A 17,544-nucleotide genomic window follows, 5' to 3' on the forward strand; every position below is an offset into this window, starting at 1 on the left:
AGTGCCTGGCCTGGTGTTTCAGAGCCTAGTGCTGCTGCAGATGGCCATAAAGCTTGGCGTACAGACCGCCATCGGCCATCAGTTGCTGATGGTCCCCGTCCTCGGCGATTTTCCCACCGTCGAATACCAGCACCCGGTCGGCCTGCTTGACGGCCGACAGCCGGTGAGCGATGACCAGGGTGGTGCGATGGCTCAGGAATCGGGCCAGTGCCTGGTGCAGGTTGTATTCGGTGGCAGCGTCCAGGGCCGAGGTCGCCTCGTCGAGGATCACCACCTTGGGTTCGGCCAGGACCATGCGCGCAATCGCCAGGCGCTGGCGTTGGCCACCGGATAGACGCACCCCGGAACGCCCGACGACGCTGTCCAGGCCGGCGGGCAATTCGCGGATCGTGCTGTGCAACTGCGCAATTTCCAGCGCCCGCCAGCAGGCTTCGTCGCTGCGCTCGCGGCCCATGGTCAGGTTGGCCCGGACCGTGTCATTGAACAGCGCCGGGTGTTGCAGCACCACTGCGACGTGTTCACGGATGGTCTCCAGACCGATGTCCTCCTGAGTGACGCCACCAAAGCGAATGCTGCCCGACTGCGGTGTATACAGCCCCAGCAACAGCTGCACCAGGGTGCTCTTGCCACCGCCGCTGGCCCCGACGATGGCGACTTTTTCACCAGGCGCGATGGACAGGTTCAGTTGGTCGAGCACCAGCTCCTCGCCATAACCGAAGCTCAATCCCTGGATATCGATGCCGAGGGTGTCCTGCCCCAGGAACGGATCGACCGTGCCCTTGTATTGCGGCTCGTCGGCACGCGCCAGCAATTCGTTGATGCGGCTCAAGGCTCCGCCCGCCGCATAATAGGCGTATTGCAGGTTCAGCAGTTGTTCCACCGGACCGATCATGAACCAGAGGTAGCTGAACACCGCCAGCATCTGGCCGATGGAAAGATCGGAAAACAGTACGGTGAGCATCGCCGCGGCGCGGAAGATATCGATGCCGAACTGGAACAGCAAACCACTGGCCCGGCTCGACGCGTCGCTTTTCCACTGGGAGTTGACCGCATAATCGCGCACTTCCCGGGCGCGCAACCCCAGCCGGCCAAGGAAAAAACCCTGCCGGTTACCGGCCCGCACCTCCTGGATCGCGTCCAGGGTTTCAGTCAGGGCCTGGGTGAAGCGCGACGTGCTGTCGTTTTCCAGTTTCTTGAGGTGCTTGACCCGTTTGCCCAACTGCACGGTGGCGTAGATCACCAGCGGGTTGAACAACAGGATCAACAACGCCAGTTTCCAATGCATCCACACAAGAATGCCGGCCGTGCCCACCAGGGTCAGCATCGCCACCAGGAACCGGCTGAGCGTCTCGCCGACGAATTTGTCGAGGGTATCCAGGTCGGTGACCAGGTGGGCCGCCACGGTGCCGCTGCCCAGGCTTTCGTATTCGCCCAGGGAGATGCGCTTGAGGCGGTCGATCAAGCGGATACGGATGCGATAGACGATGTCCTTGGCCAGTCTCGCGAACAACCGCGCCTGCAGTACGTTGAACAGCAGCGCGCCGCACCGCAGGGCCAGGGTCGCCAGCAACATCAGCCCGATATAACCGGCAGCGCTCTGCCAGCCCAACGGCAGCGCATGGTTCATTATCTTCAGCGCCGCGTCGCCATGGCCCAGCAGCACCTCGTCCACCAGCAGCGGCAACAGCAAGGGGATCGGCACGCTGCACAACGTCGCCAGTACGGCCACGCCGTTGGCGATCCACAGGGCCTTCTTGTGCTTGAGGGCCAGGCGACGGATTTCCGCCCAGCTCAATCGATCGACGCGCTGGGGGCCCGGGGTCCCCTCCGGCAGATCAGGCACAGGCGGCGCGCTCCAGCCAACGCCCCAGCAATGGAGCCAACTGGCTCAAGGGCTGGTAGCCATTGGTGAGCAAGGCCAGCTGGCCGTCGCGCTCGGCCAGCAGCGTGGGGAATCCGGCGATGCCGAGGTCTTGCACCCAGGTGAAATCCGCAGCCGTGGCCGCGTGTTGATCGGCACGGTCGAACGCAGCGGCGAACTCGATGCGCGGCAACCCCGCCTGCTCGGCCAGTTCCACCAGGACGCTGGCGTGGGTGACATCGCGACCTTCGACATAAAAAGCCTGCTGGATCAGTTTCAGCAGCTTCCAGGCCAGGTCCGGCGCCAGGCTACGGGCCGTCACCACGGCGCGGCAGGCCGGCTCGGTGTCATAGACGAAACCATCGGGCAACGCGCCTTCGAGCTTGAACGGCTGGCCGGTGGCCTGGGTGACCGCCTGCCAGTGTTCGAGGATGTAGCGCCGGGTCGTCGGCTCCAGGGCCGAGCCGCTGCCGGTGCGCAGGCCGCCCACCACCAGGTGCAGTTCCACGCCGTGGGCCTGGGCCTGCTCTACCAGGGCCTCGGCCACCGGGGCGAACCCCCAGCACCAGGAACACATGGGATCCATGACATAGAGCAGGCGTGGCGACATGGTTCAGGCCTCGGACGATGATTGCTTGTAGTTGTAGCCGATCGGATGCGGCATGTTGCGCGCCTTGGCCAGCTCGATCTGCTTTTGCCGGTCGATGGCGCTGCGGCGGGTCTTCTCGCTCAGCTTGTCCCAGCAATGCGGGCAACTGATTCCCGGCACGTAATGCTCCGAAGCGCGATCTTCCAGGCTTACCGGCGTGCGGCAGGCATGACATTGATCGTAGTCGCCTTCGCTGAGGTCGTGGCGCACGGTCACGCGGTTATCGAACACAAAGCAGTCGCCACGCCATTTGGTTTCTTCCTGGGGCACCTCTTCCAGGTACTTCAGAATGCCGCCCTTGAGGTGGAAGACTTCGTCGAAGCCCTGGCTGAGCATGTAGCTGGAGGCCTTCTCGCAGCGAATGCCACCGGTGCAGAACATCGCGACCTTCTTGTGCCGCGCCGGATCGAAGTTGGCTTTGATGTAGTCGGGAAACTCGCGGAAGCTGGTGGTCTTGGGGTCGATGGCGCCTTCGAACGTGCCGATGGACACTTCGTAATCGTTACGGGTGTCGATCAGCAACACCTCCGGATCGCTGATCAACGCGTTCCAGTCCCGCGGCTCGACATAGGTACCGACCTGCTTGTTCGGGTCTACGCCTTCGACGCCGAGGGTGACGATTTCTTTCTTGAGCTTGACCTTGGTGCGATAGAAAGGCTGCTCGTCGCAGTACGATTCCTTGTGGTCGATATCGACCATGCGCGGATCGTTCCTGAGCCAGGCCAGCAACCCGTCGATGCCTTCACGGGTGCCGGAAACAGTACCGTTGATGCCCTCCTGGGCGATCAGCAAGGTACCTTTGATGCCGTTGTCGAGCATGGCCTTGAGCAAGGGCTCACGCAGCTCGACGTAATCTTCCAGGGTGACGAACTTGTACAGTGCCGCCACGACAATGGATGGTGTCATGGGTATTTCTCCAGGTGGCTACCCTCGTAAAGGGTGAACCGGATGCGAAAAAAAACGCGCCCTTGTCAGGCGCGTCGCGGATTCTAGCAAATACACCGTGGCTTTAGGAGCTGCACGAGGGTCAGTGCTTGCTGCCTCCGGCACAGGTCGGCGAAGCAGGGGCCGCGTCGATCTGCGCCCACTCCTCGGGGGTGTAGGTGTGCAACGCCAACGCATGGAACTCGCCCATCAGCTCGCCCAGCGTGCCATAGACTTTCTGGTGGCGCTTGACCCGATTGAGCCCCTCGAACTGCCGGCTGACCACCACCGCCTTGTAATGGGTCTCAAGCCCACGGCTGTGCATGTGGCTTTCATCCAGTACCTGCAGGTGCTCGGGCTGCAGGAGCCCGAGTGTCGATTCGATGCGTTGTTGCATGCTCATACCGGGCTCCGCTTACGGCTTTTTCTTGGCAGGGGCGGCTTTCGGTTCAAGCTCGGCGGTCATGTCGGCCAGCAGCTTGTTGACCACCGGCACCGCGCTTTCCAGCTTGGCCTGGGTCAGTTGGGCGGACTGCTGGGTCAGCTGTGGCATCTTTTCCAGGACTTTCTTGCCCAGGGGCGACTGATAGAAAGCGACCAGGTCCTTGAGCTCCGACTCACTGAAGTTGGTGGTGTAGAGCTTGACCATGTCCGGCTTGAGCTTGTTCCAGCCAATGGCCTGGTCCAGCGCGGCATTGGCCTTGGCCTGGTAGGTCTCCAGGGTGGCTTTCTTCGACTCGGGAGCCTTGGTCTGTTCGAAGCGTTGGGCAAACATCTGCTGCACTTGCATGTACACCGGGGTGCCCAGCTTGTCGGCATGAGCCAGGGTCAGGAACGCTTCGGCACTGGCGTTGTGGCTGGCGGTATCGGCGAAAACAGGGCCGCTGGCACACACCAGAGCAACTGCGGTACAGATGGCGCGAAGACGGGTCATCGAGTTTCCTTTTTAACTGGCGAGGTAAAACCCCAGGGGCGACCATTCTGCGCCTATTAAACGCCGCGCCTCAACCCCGTGGCGAGCGGGTCCGATTGACGGACCGAACGGGCCGCTCCTACATTGAGGGAACCGATGCCGCCCAGCAGGGCCCAAACCGCGTATCCGATGACAGGAGTTTTACCCGATGAGCCGTATCGAAACCGACAGCCTTGGCCAGGTTGAAGTCCCCGATGAAGCCTACTGGGGCGCCCAGACACAGCGCTCCATGATCAACTTTGCCATCGGCGACGAACGCATGCCCCTGTCGGTGTTGCATGCCCTGGCGCTGGTCAAGAAAGCCGCCGCGCGGGTCAATGACCGCAATGGCGACCTGCCCGCCGACATCGCCCGCCTGATCGAGCAGGCGGCCGACGAAGTGCTGGCCGGCCAGCATGACGACCAGTTCCCCCTGGTGGTGTGGCAGACCGGTAGCGGGACCCAGAGCAACATGAACGTGAACGAAGTGATCGCCGGGCGCGCCAACGAGCTGGCGGGCAACCCCCGAGGCGGCAAGACCCCGGTGCACCCCAACGACCATGTCAACCGGTCCCAGAGCTCCAACGACTGCTTCCCTACCGCCATGCACATCGCCGCCGCCCAGGCCGTCCATCAGCAATTGCTGCCGGCCATCGCCGAACTGTCGGGCGGGCTCGCGGAGCTGGCGGCGCGTCACATGAAGTTGGTCAAGACCGGCCGTACCCACATGATGGATGCCACCCCCATCACCTTCGGCCAGGAACTGTCGGCCTTCATTGCCCAGCTCGACTACGCCGAGCGGGCGATCCGTGCCGCATTGCCGGCGGTCTGCGAACTGGCCCAGGGCGGTACCGCCGTGGGTACCGGGCTGAACTCGCCCCATGGCTTCGGCGAAGCGATTGCCGCTGAACTGGCGGCGTTGTCCGGCCTGCCCTTCGTCACCGCGCCGAACAAGTTCGCCGCGCTGGCGGGTCATGAGCCCCTGACTACGCTGTCCGGTGCGTTGAAGACCCTTGCCGTGACCCTGATGAAGATTGCCAACGACCTGCGCCTGCTGGGCTCCGGGCCTCGTGCCGGCTTCGCCGAGGTGAAGCTGCCCGCCAACGAACCGGGCAGCTCCATCATGCCCGGCAAGGTCAACCCGACCCAGTGCGAAGCCTTGTCGATGCTGGCCTGCCAGGTCCTGGGCAACGACGTGACCATCGGTTTCGCCGCCAGCCAGGGCCATCTGCAGCTGAATGTGTTCAAACCGGTGATCATTCACAACCTGTTGCAATCGATCCGCCTGCTGGCCGATGGCTGCAGCAACTTCCAGCAACACTGCATCGCCGGTCTCGAACCCGACGGCGAGCAGATGGCGGCGCACCTGGAGCGCGGCTTGATGCTGGTCACTGCGCTGAATCCGCACATCGGCTACGACAAGTCCGCCGAAATCGCCAAGAAGGCCTACAGCGAAGGGCTGACCCTGCGTGAAGCGGCGCTGCAACTGGGGTATCTGACCGACGAAGAGTTCGATATCTGGGTACGTCCGGAAAACATGCTGGAAGCGGGTAGCCAGGGCTGAGTCACGGTTGACGGAGAGCGAGCCTGCTCGCGATGGGCAGGTCGACACTACATCCTGTCGCCTGCCAGGCCGCTACCGTCCCAGCGCCAACCGCTCGCGCCGGGCCCTGAGCCCGGCCAGCAGCGAAGGGCCCAGGGCCACCAGGGCCGAACCCAGCACCACCAGCACCGCTCCGCCATACCCCAGCAGGTTGATCTGCTCGGCATGGACATAGTCGGGCCACCACCAGGCAGCCAGGGCCACCGCGGCGAAGGTCACCAGTGGCGTGATGGCCAGGGTCGCACTGACCCGGGAGGCCTCCCAGTGGGCCAGGGCCTCGGCGAATGCACCATAGGCAATCAGCGTATTGAGGCAGCACGCCAGCAGCAACCAGCCTTGCAGCGGGCTCAGTTGCAGCGCTTCCAACGGATGTACCCAAGGCGTGAGCAGCAACGCGCAGAACAGGTAGATCACCATCATCACCTGCAGGGAATTCCATACCGTCAGCAATTGCTTCTGGCCCAGGGCGTAGAACGTCCAGACCGTCGAAGCCAGTAACACCAGCAAGACCCCGGCGGTGTAGTCGCTCAAGGACGTCAGCAATTCTGCGAGGCGCTGGTTGAAAAACAGCGCGAAACCCACCAGCAACACCAGCAGGCCAATGCCCTGTCCCAGGCTGAAACGCTCCTTGAACACGAACAGGCTGGCGACCAGCAGCATGATCGGCCCCATCTGCACCACCAGTTGCGCGGTGCCCGGGCTCAGGCGGTTCAGTCCCATCAGGTACAGCACGTAGTTGCCCACCAGCCCCAGCACCGCCATCGCCACCAACCAGCCGCCACGCGGGCCCAGCACTTTGCGGGAGGGCAAGCGCCGGGTGGCTGCCAGGTAGATGAACAGCAAGCCGCCGGATACCAGCAAGCGAAACCAGGTCACGGTGACCGGATCCATCACTTGCAGCACCTGTTTGAGTTTGATCGGCAGGATTCCCCACAACAGGGCGGTCAGCAGGGCGAGGAACAGGCCATAGACCCAGCGACCGGACGAAATGTGCATGCAATCCCCGAAGCTCAAGAAAAGAGCGACTATTCTAGTTGGAGATTGTCCGATCACACAGGGACAGTTGGGCTTGAACAGTTCCGGGGTAAATAATGGCACATTGCCGTCTATCGACTGGCCAAGCGCCAGTTAACGGCAACACGTAAACTTCATTCACTCTCGATGCTTTCTGGAGTTCCCATGCTTGGCAAACGCGCCCAGGACGTCGCCCCGGCGATGGTCTTTCCCAGTGACCGGATTTGCCGGATCAACGGCGAATTCTATTTCAGTACCCGGGAAGGCACCCAGGAAGGCCCCTTTGCCAGCCGTGAGGCGGCAGAGCGAGAAGTGGCGGCGTATATCGAGCGGATACAGAAAGCCGTTGCGGCCGCCAGTTGAGAGGCGGCTCCAACATTTACCCCAGTAATCGTGGCAAGGGCGCCAGGGCCCTCGCCACGCTGGTTTTCGGTCTTTTGCGATTCGCCGCTACCTGACCGCCTCGAATAGCCCTGTCGCCCCCATCCCGCCACCTACGCACATGGTCACGATGCCGTAGCGCAGGTTGCGCCGTTGCAGTTCACGCACCAGGTGCCCCACCTGGCGCGAGCCGGTCATGCCGAACGGATGGCCGATGGCGATCGAACCGCCATTGACGTTGTATTTCTCGTTATCGATTTCCAACCGGTTCCGGCTGTACAGGCATTGGGAGGCGAACGCCTCGTTGAGCTCCCATAGATCGATGTCAGCGACGCGCAGGCCCTTGGCCTTGAGCAGCTTGGGCACGGAGAATACCGGGCCGATGCCCATTTCGTCCGGTTCGCAACCGGCCACGGTAAAACCGCGGAAAAACGCCTTGGGCTTGAGTCCCAGCGCGAGGGCTTTTTCCAGGCTCATCACCAGGGTCATCGAGGCGCCATCGGACAGTTGCGACGAATTGCCCGCCGTCACCGATCCGTCTTCGGCGAACACCGGCTTGAGGGCCGCCAGGCTTTCATAGGTCGTATCCGGACGATTGCAGTCGTCGCGATCCACCACACCGTCGAGGATCTGCACCGCTCCACTGTTCCTGTCCTCGACCCGATACTTGACCGTCATCGGGACGATTTCGTCATCGAACAGCCCGGCCGCCTGGGCCGTGGCGGTGCGTTGCTGGCTCTGCAAGGCGTAGCGGTCCTGCTCCTCGCGGCTGACCTGGTAACGGCGCGCCACCACTTCGGCCGTCTGGCCCATGGGGAAATAGATCCCGGGCACCTGCTCCTTGAGCAGCGGGTTGATCAGGTTGTCGGTATTGACGCTTTTCATCGTCAGGCTGATGGACTCCACCCCACCGGCCACGATGATGTCGCTGCAACCGGAGGCGATCTGGTTGGCGGCGATGGCGATGGCTTGCAGGCCCGAGGAACAGAAGCGGTTGAGGGTCATGCCGGCGGTGCCGGTACCCAGCCGTGAAAGCACCGCCACGTTACGACCGATGTTGTAGCCCTGCGCCCCTTCGTTGGAGCCGGCGCCCACAATGCAATCCTCGACTCCGGCCGGGTCGATGTCGTTGCGCGTCAACAGCGCATTGACACAGTGCGCCGCCATGTCGTCAGGGCGGGTCTGGTTGAACTTGCCGCGAAAGGACTTGGCCAGGCCGGTCCGCACGCTGTCGACGATCACCACTTCACGCATGGCTCTACCTCATTGTCGTTGTCGGTTTAGGTGACAACGAGCATAGAGCCAGCGCATCAGCGGCCGCGACGATCATTCATCCCGCGTATGCATATCCATCGCCCGCTACTTCTTGCGGGCCCGCTTTGCACTGCGCTCGAACGCAGCCTCCAGCGCTTCGTTGAGGGTGCGCAAAACCTTGACCCGAGCCCAGCGCTTGTCGTTGGCCTCCACCAGTGTCCACGGGGAAATCTCGGTGCTGGTGCGATCTACCATGTCGCATATGGCCGTCCGGTAGTCGTCCCACTTGTCGCGATTGCGCCAGTCGTCCTCGGTGATCTTGAAGCGCTTGAACGGGATTTCCTCGCGCTCCTGGAAACGTTCGAGCTGGGTCTGCTTGTCGATGGCGAGCCAGAACTTGACCACCACCACGCCGGCATCGGCGATCTGCTCCTCGAAGTCATTGATCTCGCCATAGGCCCGCATCCAGTCGGCCCGGCTGCAGAATCCTTCGACCCGTTCCACCAGCACCCGGCCATACCAGGAGCGGTCGAACATGGTGAACTTGCCCCGCGCCGGAATGTGCCGCCAGAACCGCCACATATAGGGGTGGGCGCGCTCTTCCTCGGTGGGCGCGGCGATCGGCACGATGCTGTACTGGCGCGGATCGAGGGCGGCCGCCACCCGCCGGATCGCCCCGCCCTTGCCCGCCGCATCGTTGCCCTCGAACACCGCCACCAGGGCATGCCGGCGCATGCGCTTGTCCCGCAGCAGCCCCGCGAATCGCGCCTGCTCGGTGATCAGTTGTTCTTCATAGTCGGCCTTGTCCAGGCGCAGGGTCATGTCCAGGCTGTCGAGCAAGGTAATCTGACTGTCCAGCGCCGGCAGCGGGGCCACGCTGACCTTTTCCGGCTTGATCCTGTGGCGGTCCAGTGCCTGGCGCAGGCCTTCGAGCAGGATCCTGCCGACGGTGAGGCTGCGGTAGCAGGCGTCCATGCCCTCGATGACGTGCCACGGCGCGTAATCGCGGCTGGTCCGGCGCAGCACCCGCTCGCCGTACTTGACGAACTTGCCGTAGGTCTGGGATTGCTGCCAGTCCAGCGGGCTGATCCGCCAGCTGTGCAACGGATCGTCCCGGAGCCCCTTGAGCCGGGCCTTCATCTGTTTCTTGGAAAGGTGGAACCAGAACTTGAAGATCAGTGCACCCTCGTCACAGAGCATTTTCTCCAGGCGCTCGGCGGCATTGATGGCCTGGTCGAGCCGGGGGTCCTTGAACTCCCCATGAACCCGTCCCTGCAGCATCTGGCTGTACCAGTTGCCGAAGAAGATGCCCATGCGCCCCTTGGCCGGCAGCATCCGCCAGTAGCGCCAGGCCGGTGGCCGCGCCAGTTCCTCGTCGGTCTGCTGGTCGAAGGTGCGCACCTCGATCAGCCGCGGGTCCATCCACTCGTTGAGCAACTTCACCGTTTCGCCCTTGCCCGCCCCTTCGATGCCGTTGATCAGCACGATCACCGGAAATCGGCTCTGCTGATGCAGCTCGAATTGAGCCTCCAGCAGCGCTTCACGCAAGGCCGGTACTTCGGCGTCATAAGTGTCTTTATCGATAACGTGGCCGATCTCGGCGGATTCGAACATACGCAGCTCCTTCCAGGAATGGGCAAAGACTAGCGGATTGGATGCGGCACCGTGCAGCAGATTCCATCCAGATGCCCAGTCTGTTGCGGTGGGTCAAGCAAGCCGACAGCGATCGGCTAGAATGGCCATCCAGTTTTCACCGAGCCTGCCATGACGCCCATCCAGTACCACGCCCAACTCGACTGGGACGACCAGGGTCGCCCGCGCTCGCGGGTGTTCGACGACGTGTACTTTTCCGACCAGTCCGGGTTGGAAGAGACCCGCTATGTGTTCCTCGAACAGAACAACCTGGCCGAGCGCTTTCGCGCGTTGCCGGACCACGGGCGGCTGGTGATCGGCGAAACCGGATTCGGCACCGGCCTGAACTTCCTCTGTGCCTGGCAGTTGTTCGAACAACACGCGCCGGTCGGGGCGCGGTTGCATTTTGTCAGCGTCGAAAAGTACCCCCTCACCCCCACGGACCTGCGCCGGGCCCTGTCCCTCTGGCCATCGCTCAAGGAACAGGCCGATCAGTTGCTCGCGCAGTATGTGGCAATCCACCAGGGCTTCCAGCGCCTGGTAATGGCGGGTGGGCGTGTGACGCTGACCTTGATGATCGGCGATGCATTGGAGCAGTTGCCACAACTGGACGGCCAGATCGACGCCTGGTTCCTGGACGGTTTCGCGCCGGCCAGGAACCCGGACATGTGGACCGCCGAACTGTTCGCCGAACTGGCGCGGCTGGCGGTCCCCGGCACCACCCTCAGCACGTTCACCAGCACCGGTTGGGTACGACGATTGCTCAACGCCGCCGGTTTCAAGATGAAACGCACACCGGGCATCGGCCATAAGTGGGAAATTCTTCGAGGAACTTATCTCGGCGGGCCGGAGCAGACGCCGGCACCATCCCCCGCGAAGCCATGGTATGCGCGCCCCGCCCCACTGGCCGGAGAGCGCCGCGCATTGGTGGTCGGTGGCGGCCTGGCCGGTTGCGCCAGTGCGGCCAGCCTAGCGGCACGAGGGTGGCAGGTCACGCTGCTGGAACGCCACGCCGGATTGGCGGAAGAAGCGTCCGGCAATCCCCAGGGCGTGCTGTACCTCAAGCTTTCCGCCCACGGCACGGCGTTGTCGCAGATGATCCTCAGCGGATTCGGCTACACCCGGCGCCTGCTGGAGCAACTGCAACGAGGCGTTGACTGGGACGGCTGCGGTGTCTTGCAACTGGCCTTCGACCACAAGGAGGCCGAACGCCAGGCGCAACTGGCCGCGGCATTCCCGACCGACTTGCTGCACCGGCTGGAGCGCCCGGAAGCCGAGGCCCTGGCGGGCATCGGCCTGGCCTGTGGTGGTCTGTTCTATCCCGAAGGCGGCTGGGTCCATCCACCGGCGCTGTGTCGCTGGCAGGCTTCGGCGCCGGCGATCGAGGTGTCGCTCCACCATGAGGTGCTGGACCTGCGCCGCGTCGACGGGCAATGGCAAGCCTGGGACGGCGAACGCTGCCTGGCCAGCGCACCGGTGGCGATCCTCGCCAGCGCCGCCGAGATCAAGCGTTTCGAACCGGCGGCGGGGCTGCCGCTCAAGCGCATTCGCGGACAGATCACCCGGCTACCCCAGACTGCCCGCAGCCAGGACCTGCGCACCGTGGTCTGCGCCGAAGGCTACGTGGCACCGGCGCGCCTGGGCGAGCATACCCTTGGGGCCAGTTTCGATTTCAAGAATGACGACCTGACGCCCACCGCTGCCGAACATGCCGGCAACCTGGTTATGCTGGAGGAACTTTCCGCCGACCTGGTGGATCGCCTGGAAGCCGACACCCTGGCTCCGGAAAACCTCGAAGGCCGCGCGGCGTTCCGTTGCACCAGCCCGGACTACCTGCCCATCGTCGGTCCCCTGGCCGACGGCCAGGCCTTCGCCCGAACCTATGCCGTACTGGCCAAGGACGCCCGTCAGGTTCCGGACAGCCCCTGCCCCTGGCTTGATGGCTTGTACATCAACAGCGGCCATGGGTCCCGGGGCCTGATCACCGCACCGCTGGCAGGGGAGCTGATCGCCGCCTGGCTGGACAACGAACCCTTGCCCCTGCCCCGCAGCGTCGCCGAGGCTTGCCACCCGAATCGGTTCGCATTGCGGACGCTGATCCGGGGCAAACTCAACGACTGATGCCCCGCCCCAAATCTTGTGGGAGCGAGCCTGCTCGTGACGGCGGTGTATCAGTCGGCGTCAGGGCAGACTGAGTCAGCGCCATCGCGAACAGCCCGCACACAATCAGCGCAGCCCGGCCCCTTCTGTCGCCTTATAACGCATCGATATAAAACTCACGGCAATCCCCCCGGTCAGTTCCAGAGTACCCGCCATTTCGGCGCGTGCGGCTTGACCCCTCCCCAACGGAAAAACCGGTAAGGACTTATGTGCGGATTAGCTGGAGAGTTACGTTTCGATCAACAACCTGCGGACCTTGCGGCCGTGGAACGCATCACCCACCACCTCGCCCCTCGTGGCCCCGACGCGTGGGGTTTTCATAGCCAGGGCCCGATCGCCCTGGGTCATCGTCGCCTGAAAATCATGGACCTGTCCGACGGCTCGGCCCAGCCGATGATCGACAATCAGTTGGGCCTGTCCCTGGCCTTCAATGGCGCGATCTACAACTATCCGGAGCTGCGAGCCGAACTCGAAGCATTGGGCTATGGCTTCCATTCCGGCGGCGACACCGAGGTGCTGCTCAAGGGTTATCACGCCTGGGGCCAAGCGCTGCTGCCCAAGCTCAACGGCATGTTCGCCTTCGCCATCTGGGAGCGCGACGCCAAGCAGCTGTTCATCGCCCGCGACCGTCTCGGCGTCAAGCCGCTGTACCTGTCGCGCACCGGCCAGCGCCTGCGTTTTGCCTCGGCGCTGCCGGCCCTGCTCAAGGGCGGCGATATCAACCCCGTGCTCGATCCCGTCGCGCTCAATCACTACCTGAATTTCCACGCCGTGGTCCCGGCGCCGCGTACCTTGCTGGCGGGCATCGAAAAGCTGCCACCGGCCACCTGGATGCGCATCGGAGCCGATGGCAGCACCGAGCAGCAAACCTGGTGGACCCTGCCATACGGCCCGCGGGCCGATGAACAGCAGCTGAACCTGGAGGACTGGATCGACCGGGTGCTCGACAGCACTCGCGAAGCGGTCGCCATTCGCCAGCGAGCCGCGGTGGATGTCGGCGTTCTGCTGTCCGGCGGCGTGGACTCGAGCATGCTGGTGGGGCTGTTGCGAGAGGTCGGCGTGCAAGACCTGTCCACCTTTTCCATCGGTTTCCAGGATGCCGGCGGCGAGCGCGGTGACGAATTCCAGTATTCGGACCTGATCGCCCGACACTACGGCACCCGGCACCACCAGTTACGCATCGACGAAAAGGAAATCATCGAACAGTTGCCAGCGGCCTTCCGCGCCATGAGCGAGCCGATGGTCAGTCATGACTGCATCGCGTTCTACCTGTTGTCGCGGGAAGTGTCCAAGCATTGCAAAGTGGTGCAAAGCGGCCAGGGCGCCGACGAACTGTTCGCCGGTTACCACTGGTATCCACAGGTGGATGGCGCCAGCGACCCTTATGCGGCCTATCGCGCGGCCTTCTTCGACCGCAGCTATGAAGAATATGCCGCCACCGTACAGCCCAAGTGGCTGGTGGCCAACGACGCGGCCGGTGACTTCGTCAAGGAACACTTCGCCCGACCTGGCGCCGACGCGGCCGTGGACAAGGCGCTGCGCCTGGACAGCACGGTTATGCTGGTGGACGACCCGGTCAAGCGTGTCGACAACATGACCATGGCCTGGGGCCTGGAGGCGCGCACGCCGTTCCTGGACTACCGACTGGTGGAGCTCTCGGCGCGGATCCCGGCGAAGTTCAAGTTGCCCGACGGCGGCAAGCAAGTGCTCAAGGAAGCGGCCCGGCGGGTGATTCCCGGCGAAGTGATCGACCGCAAGAAAGGCTACTTCCCGGTACCGGGACTCAAGCACCTGGAAGGCAACACCCTGGCCTGGGTCCGCGAACTGCTGCTGGACCCGAGCCAGGACCGCGGCCTGTTCAACCCGGCCATGCTGGACCGCCTGCTCACCGACCCCAACGGTCAGCTCACCCCATTGCGCGGCTCCCGTCTGTGGCAGCTGGCAGCGCTGAACCTGTGGCTCAGCGAGCAAGGAATCTGATTGATGAAACCCAACCCTACCGTTCACAACCAACGTCTGCTGCGTGGCCAGGCCCCTTCCTATGAACGCCTGCAAGCACGCCTGGCCGAAGACGGCAGCGAGCTGGACACCGCCCCCATCGCCGTGCATTGCGGCTGGGGCCGGCTGCTGATCGGCCACACCTTCCCGGACCCCGCGTCCCTGGGCCGGGAACTGCTCAACGAACAGCCCGGCGAACGGGACATCGCCCTGTACGTCGCAGCTCCCCAGCAAGTGCTGGGGCTGGAGCCGGCGCATCTGTTTCTCGATCCCTCCGACACGCTGCGCCTGTGGTTCAGCGATTATCGCCAGGCCACCCGGGTGTTCCGTGGCTTTCGCATTCGTCGCGCCCAGAGCGAAGCGGACTGGCAGGCCATCAACCAGCTCTACCAGGCCCGGGGCATGCTTCCCATCGATCCCCAGCGGCTGACCCCGCGCCACGAGGGGGGCCCCGTCTACTGGCTGGCCGAAGACGACGACACCGGTGCGGTGATCGGCAGCGTCATGGGCCTGAATCATCAGAAAGCCTTCAACGATCCGGAAAACGGCAGCAGCCTCTGGTGCCTGGCCGTGGACCCGCAATGCTCCAGGCCCGGGGTGGGTGAAGTGCTGGTGCGGCACCTTGTCGAGCACTTCATGAGCCGTGGCTTGAGCTATCTCGACCTGTCGGTATTGCATGACAACCGCCAGGCGAAGAATCTCTATGCCAAGCTGGGTTTCCGGAACCTGTCGACCTTTGCCATCAAACGCAAGAACGGTATCAACCAGCCACTGTTCCTGGGGCCGGGTCCGGAAGCGCAGTTCAATCCCTACGCCCGGATCATTGTCGAGGAAGCTCACCGTCGCGGCATCGAAGTGCAGGTGGACGACGCCGAGGCCGGCCTGTTCACCCTGATCCATGGCAGTCGCCGAGTGCGCTGTCGCGAGTCCCTGAGCGACTTGACCAGTGCCGTCAGCATGACGTTGTGCCAGAACAAAAGCCTGACCCACAAGGTGCTGAAAAATGCCGGGCTGAGCCTGCCGGCCCAGCAATTGGCGGGCAATGCCGATGACAATCTGGCGTTTCTGGATGAACACGAACGGGTGGTGGTCAAGCCGTTGGACGGCGAACAGGGCCAAGGCGTGGCAGTGGACCTGCGCACCATCGAAGAGGTGCAGGCCGCCATCGAGACCGCCCGGCAGTTTGACCAACGGGTCCTGCTGGAAAGCTTTCACGAAGGGTTGGACCTGCGGATCCTGGTGATCGGATTCGAAGTGGTGGCCGCAGCCATCCGGCGTCCGGCAGAAGTGATCGGAGATGGCCGCCACACCATCGGTGCCTTGATCGAGGCCCAGAGCCGCCGGCGGCAGGCGGCTACGGGGGGCGAGAGCAAGATCCCCCTGGACGCCGAGACCCAACGCACACTGAACTCGGCGGGCTATGACTACGACAGTGTCTTGCCGGCCGGGGAACACCTGTTCGTACGGCGTACAGCGAACCTGCATACCGGCGGTATCCTGGAAGATGTCACCGGCATTCTCCACCCGACCCTCGCCGAGGCAGCGGTACGGGCCGCACGAGCCCTGGACATCCCCATGGTTGGCCTCGACCTGCTGGTACCGGCCGCCGACCAACCCGAGTACGTATTCATCGAAGCCAATGAACGCGCCGGCCTGGCCAACCACGAACCACAGCCCACGGCTGAACGCTTCGTGGACTTGCTGTTTCCCCACAGCCAGGCGATGGCCTAAGCCTCTACAGATCATTCCCACGCCCGGCGTGGGAATGCCTCAAGGGACGCTCAGCGTTCAGATCACGCCGGGCGTCACCGGCTGCATTCCCACGCAGCGCGTGGGAATGATCATGCGCTCAACCCATCAGGAGTTTCCATGATCAGTAAAATTCCCGAACCGAACCTCGAATACCTGCAGAAAGTCCTGCTGGAGATGCTTGCCATTCCCAGCCCCACCGGCTTCACCGACACCATCGTGCGCTATGTCGCCGAGCGGCTGGAAGAACTCGGCATTCCCTTCGAGATGACCCGGCGCGGCACGATCCGCGCCACCCTCAAGGGCCGCAAGAACAGCCCCGACCGGGCGGTCTCGGCTCACCTGGACACCATTGGTGCCACCGTACGGGCCATCAAGGATAACGGCCGCCTGACCCTGGCGCCGGTGGGCTGCTGGTCCAGCCGTTTCGCCGAAGGCAGTCGAGTCAGCCTGTTCACCGACACCGGGGTGATCCGCGGCAGCGTGTTGCCGTTGATGGCCTCCGGGCACGCGTTCAATACCGCCGTGGATGAAATGCCCATCAGCTGGGATCACATCGAACTGCGCCTGGACGCCTACTGCGCCACCCGGGCCGATTGCGAAACCCTGGGGGTCGGTATCGGTGACTACGTCGCCTTCGACCCCTTGCCGGAATTCACCGAGAGCGGCCACATCAGTGCCCGGCACCTGGACGACAAGGCCGGGGTAGCGGCACTGCTGGCCGCGCTCAAGGCTATCGTCGAGAGCGGTGAGGAACTGCTGATCGATTGCCACCCACTGTTCACCATCACCGAAGAAACCGGCAGTGGCGCAGCCGCCGCACTGCCCTGGGACGTCAGTGAATTCGTCGGCATCGACATCGCCCCCGTCGCCCCGGGCCAGCATTCGAGCGAGCACACGGTGAGCGTGGCGATGCAGGACTCCGGTGGTCCGTATGACTATCACCTGTCGCGGCATCTGTTGAAGCTGGCCAAGGAGAACGACCTGCCGGTACGTCGTGACCTGTTCCGCTACTACTTCAGCGATGCCCATTCGGCCATCACCGCCGGCCATGACATTCGAACCGCCCTGCTGGCCTTCGGCTGCGACGCCACCCATGGCTACGAACGCACCCACATCGACAGCCTCGCCGCCCTCAGCCGCCTGCTGGGCGCCTACATTCTCAGCCCGCCGGTATTCGCCAGCGATGCACAACCGGCCCAGGGTTCCCTGGAGCGCTTCAGCCATCAGATCGAACACGATGCACAGATGGAAAGCGATACCCGCGTACCGTCGGTGGACAGCCTGGTGGGACAACGGTCGGACGGGTGATCGAAATTATCCTCCGGCCGGTCATCCGCGGACAGGCGGTTGCCCTGCGGGCGCAG

The 17,544-nt window shown here is 63.7% G+C and carries 14 protein-coding genes; 6 read left to right on the plus strand and 8 right to left on the minus strand.

Features of this window, described 5'->3' with window-relative positions:
• Positions 1–25 precede the first annotated feature (25 nt).
• From BW992_RS25600 to BW992_RS25620, 5 genes are all read right to left on the minus strand, one after another.
• Entirely contained in the window at positions 26–1,843 is a 1,818-nt protein-coding gene (locus BW992_RS25600; RefSeq protein ID WP_072389392.1) for an ABC transporter ATP-binding protein, read from the minus strand.
• Positions 1,836–2,471 carry a DsbA family protein gene (locus tag BW992_RS25605; RefSeq protein WP_072458127.1) on the minus strand — a complete coding sequence of 212 codons (636 nt, stop codon included), beginning with the start codon at positions 2,469–2,471 and terminating at the stop codon, positions 1,836–1,838. Before BW992_RS25605 ends, BW992_RS25600 begins: the two co-directional genes overlap by 8 nt.
• Positions 2,472–2,474: 3 nt before the next feature.
• A complete protein-coding gene (trhO, locus tag BW992_RS25610) occupies positions 2,475–3,416 on the minus strand; it encodes an oxygen-dependent tRNA uridine(34) hydroxylase TrhO (RefSeq protein ID WP_072389396.1) in 942 nt (313 codons plus the stop codon).
• A gap of 121 nt (positions 3,417–3,537) precedes the next feature.
• Positions 3,538–3,837, minus strand: a complete 300-nt coding sequence (locus tag BW992_RS25615) for a BolA family protein (RefSeq protein ID WP_072430272.1) — start codon at positions 3,835–3,837, stop codon at positions 3,538–3,540.
• Positions 3,838–3,849: 12 nt separating this feature from the next.
• Positions 3,850–4,368, minus strand: coding sequence for a DUF2059 domain-containing protein (locus BW992_RS25620; protein ID WP_072389400.1), 519 nt, complete (start codon positions 4,366–4,368; stop codon positions 3,850–3,852).
• Positions 4,369–4,555: 187 nt separating this feature from the next.
• Here BW992_RS25620 and BW992_RS25625 point away from each other — a divergent pair, with 187 nt between their 5' ends.
• Positions 4,556–5,950, plus strand: coding sequence for a class II fumarate hydratase (locus tag BW992_RS25625; RefSeq protein ID WP_076407265.1), 1,395 nt, complete (start codon positions 4,556–4,558; stop codon positions 5,948–5,950).
• A 72-nt stretch (positions 5,951–6,022) separates the two neighbouring features.
• On the opposite strand, the gene BW992_RS25630 is transcribed toward BW992_RS25625, so the two are convergent.
• Positions 6,023–6,985 carry a DMT family transporter gene (locus BW992_RS25630; protein ID WP_072430270.1) on the minus strand — a complete coding sequence of 321 codons (963 nt, stop codon included), beginning with the start codon at positions 6,983–6,985 and terminating at the stop codon, positions 6,023–6,025.
• Between the two features lie 183 nt (positions 6,986–7,168).
• On the opposite strand from BW992_RS25630, the gene BW992_RS25635 reads away from it, so the two are divergent.
• Positions 7,169–7,366 carry a DUF6316 family protein gene (locus BW992_RS25635; RefSeq protein ID WP_072389406.1) on the plus strand — a complete coding sequence of 66 codons (198 nt, stop codon included), beginning with the start codon at positions 7,169–7,171 and terminating at the stop codon, positions 7,364–7,366.
• 87 nt (positions 7,367–7,453) lie between these two features.
• Here BW992_RS25635 and BW992_RS25640 read toward each other — a convergent pair whose 3' ends face one another.
• Positions 7,454–8,638, minus strand: coding sequence for a thiolase family protein (locus BW992_RS25640; RefSeq protein WP_072389408.1), 1,185 nt, complete (start codon positions 8,636–8,638; stop codon positions 7,454–7,456).
• 105 nt (positions 8,639–8,743) lie between these two features.
• Positions 8,744–10,252 (minus strand): polyphosphate:AMP phosphotransferase, encoded by a 1,509-nt coding sequence (gene pap / locus BW992_RS25645; protein ID WP_072389410.1) that lies wholly within the window; start codon positions 10,250–10,252, stop codon positions 8,744–8,746.
• Positions 10,253–10,402: 150 nt separating this feature from the next.
• On the opposite strand from pap, the gene mnmC reads away from it, so the two are divergent.
• The 4 genes from mnmC (at position 10,403) to BW992_RS25665 (ending at position 17,488) form a co-directional block, all read left to right on the plus strand.
• Positions 10,403–12,391: a bifunctional tRNA (5-methylaminomethyl-2-thiouridine)(34)-methyltransferase MnmD/FAD-dependent 5-carboxymethylaminomethyl-2-thiouridine(34) oxidoreductase MnmC gene (mnmC, locus tag BW992_RS25650; protein ID WP_076407266.1), complete on the plus strand. Its 1,989-nt coding sequence runs from the start codon at positions 10,403–10,405 to the stop codon at positions 12,389–12,391.
• Positions 12,392–12,637: 246 nt separating this feature from the next.
• Positions 12,638–14,410, plus strand: a complete 1,773-nt coding sequence (locus tag BW992_RS25655; protein WP_072458131.1) for an N-acetylglutaminylglutamine amidotransferase — start codon at positions 12,638–12,640, stop codon at positions 14,408–14,410.
• 3 nt (positions 14,411–14,413) lie between these two features.
• Positions 14,414–16,159 carry an N-acetylglutaminylglutamine synthetase gene (ngg, locus tag BW992_RS25660; RefSeq protein WP_072389425.1) on the plus strand — a complete coding sequence of 582 codons (1,746 nt, stop codon included), beginning with the start codon at positions 14,414–14,416 and terminating at the stop codon, positions 16,157–16,159.
• A 138-nt stretch (positions 16,160–16,297) separates the two neighbouring features.
• Positions 16,298–17,488 (plus strand): osmoprotectant NAGGN system M42 family peptidase, encoded by a 1,191-nt coding sequence (locus BW992_RS25665; RefSeq protein WP_072389427.1) that lies wholly within the window; start codon positions 16,298–16,300, stop codon positions 17,486–17,488.
• The last annotated feature ends 56 nt before the right edge of the window (positions 17,489–17,544 follow it).

The sequence above is a fragment of the Pseudomonas sp. 7SR1 genome (assembly GCF_900156465.1).
Taxonomy (GTDB): domain Bacteria; phylum Pseudomonadota; class Gammaproteobacteria; order Pseudomonadales; family Pseudomonadaceae; genus Aquipseudomonas.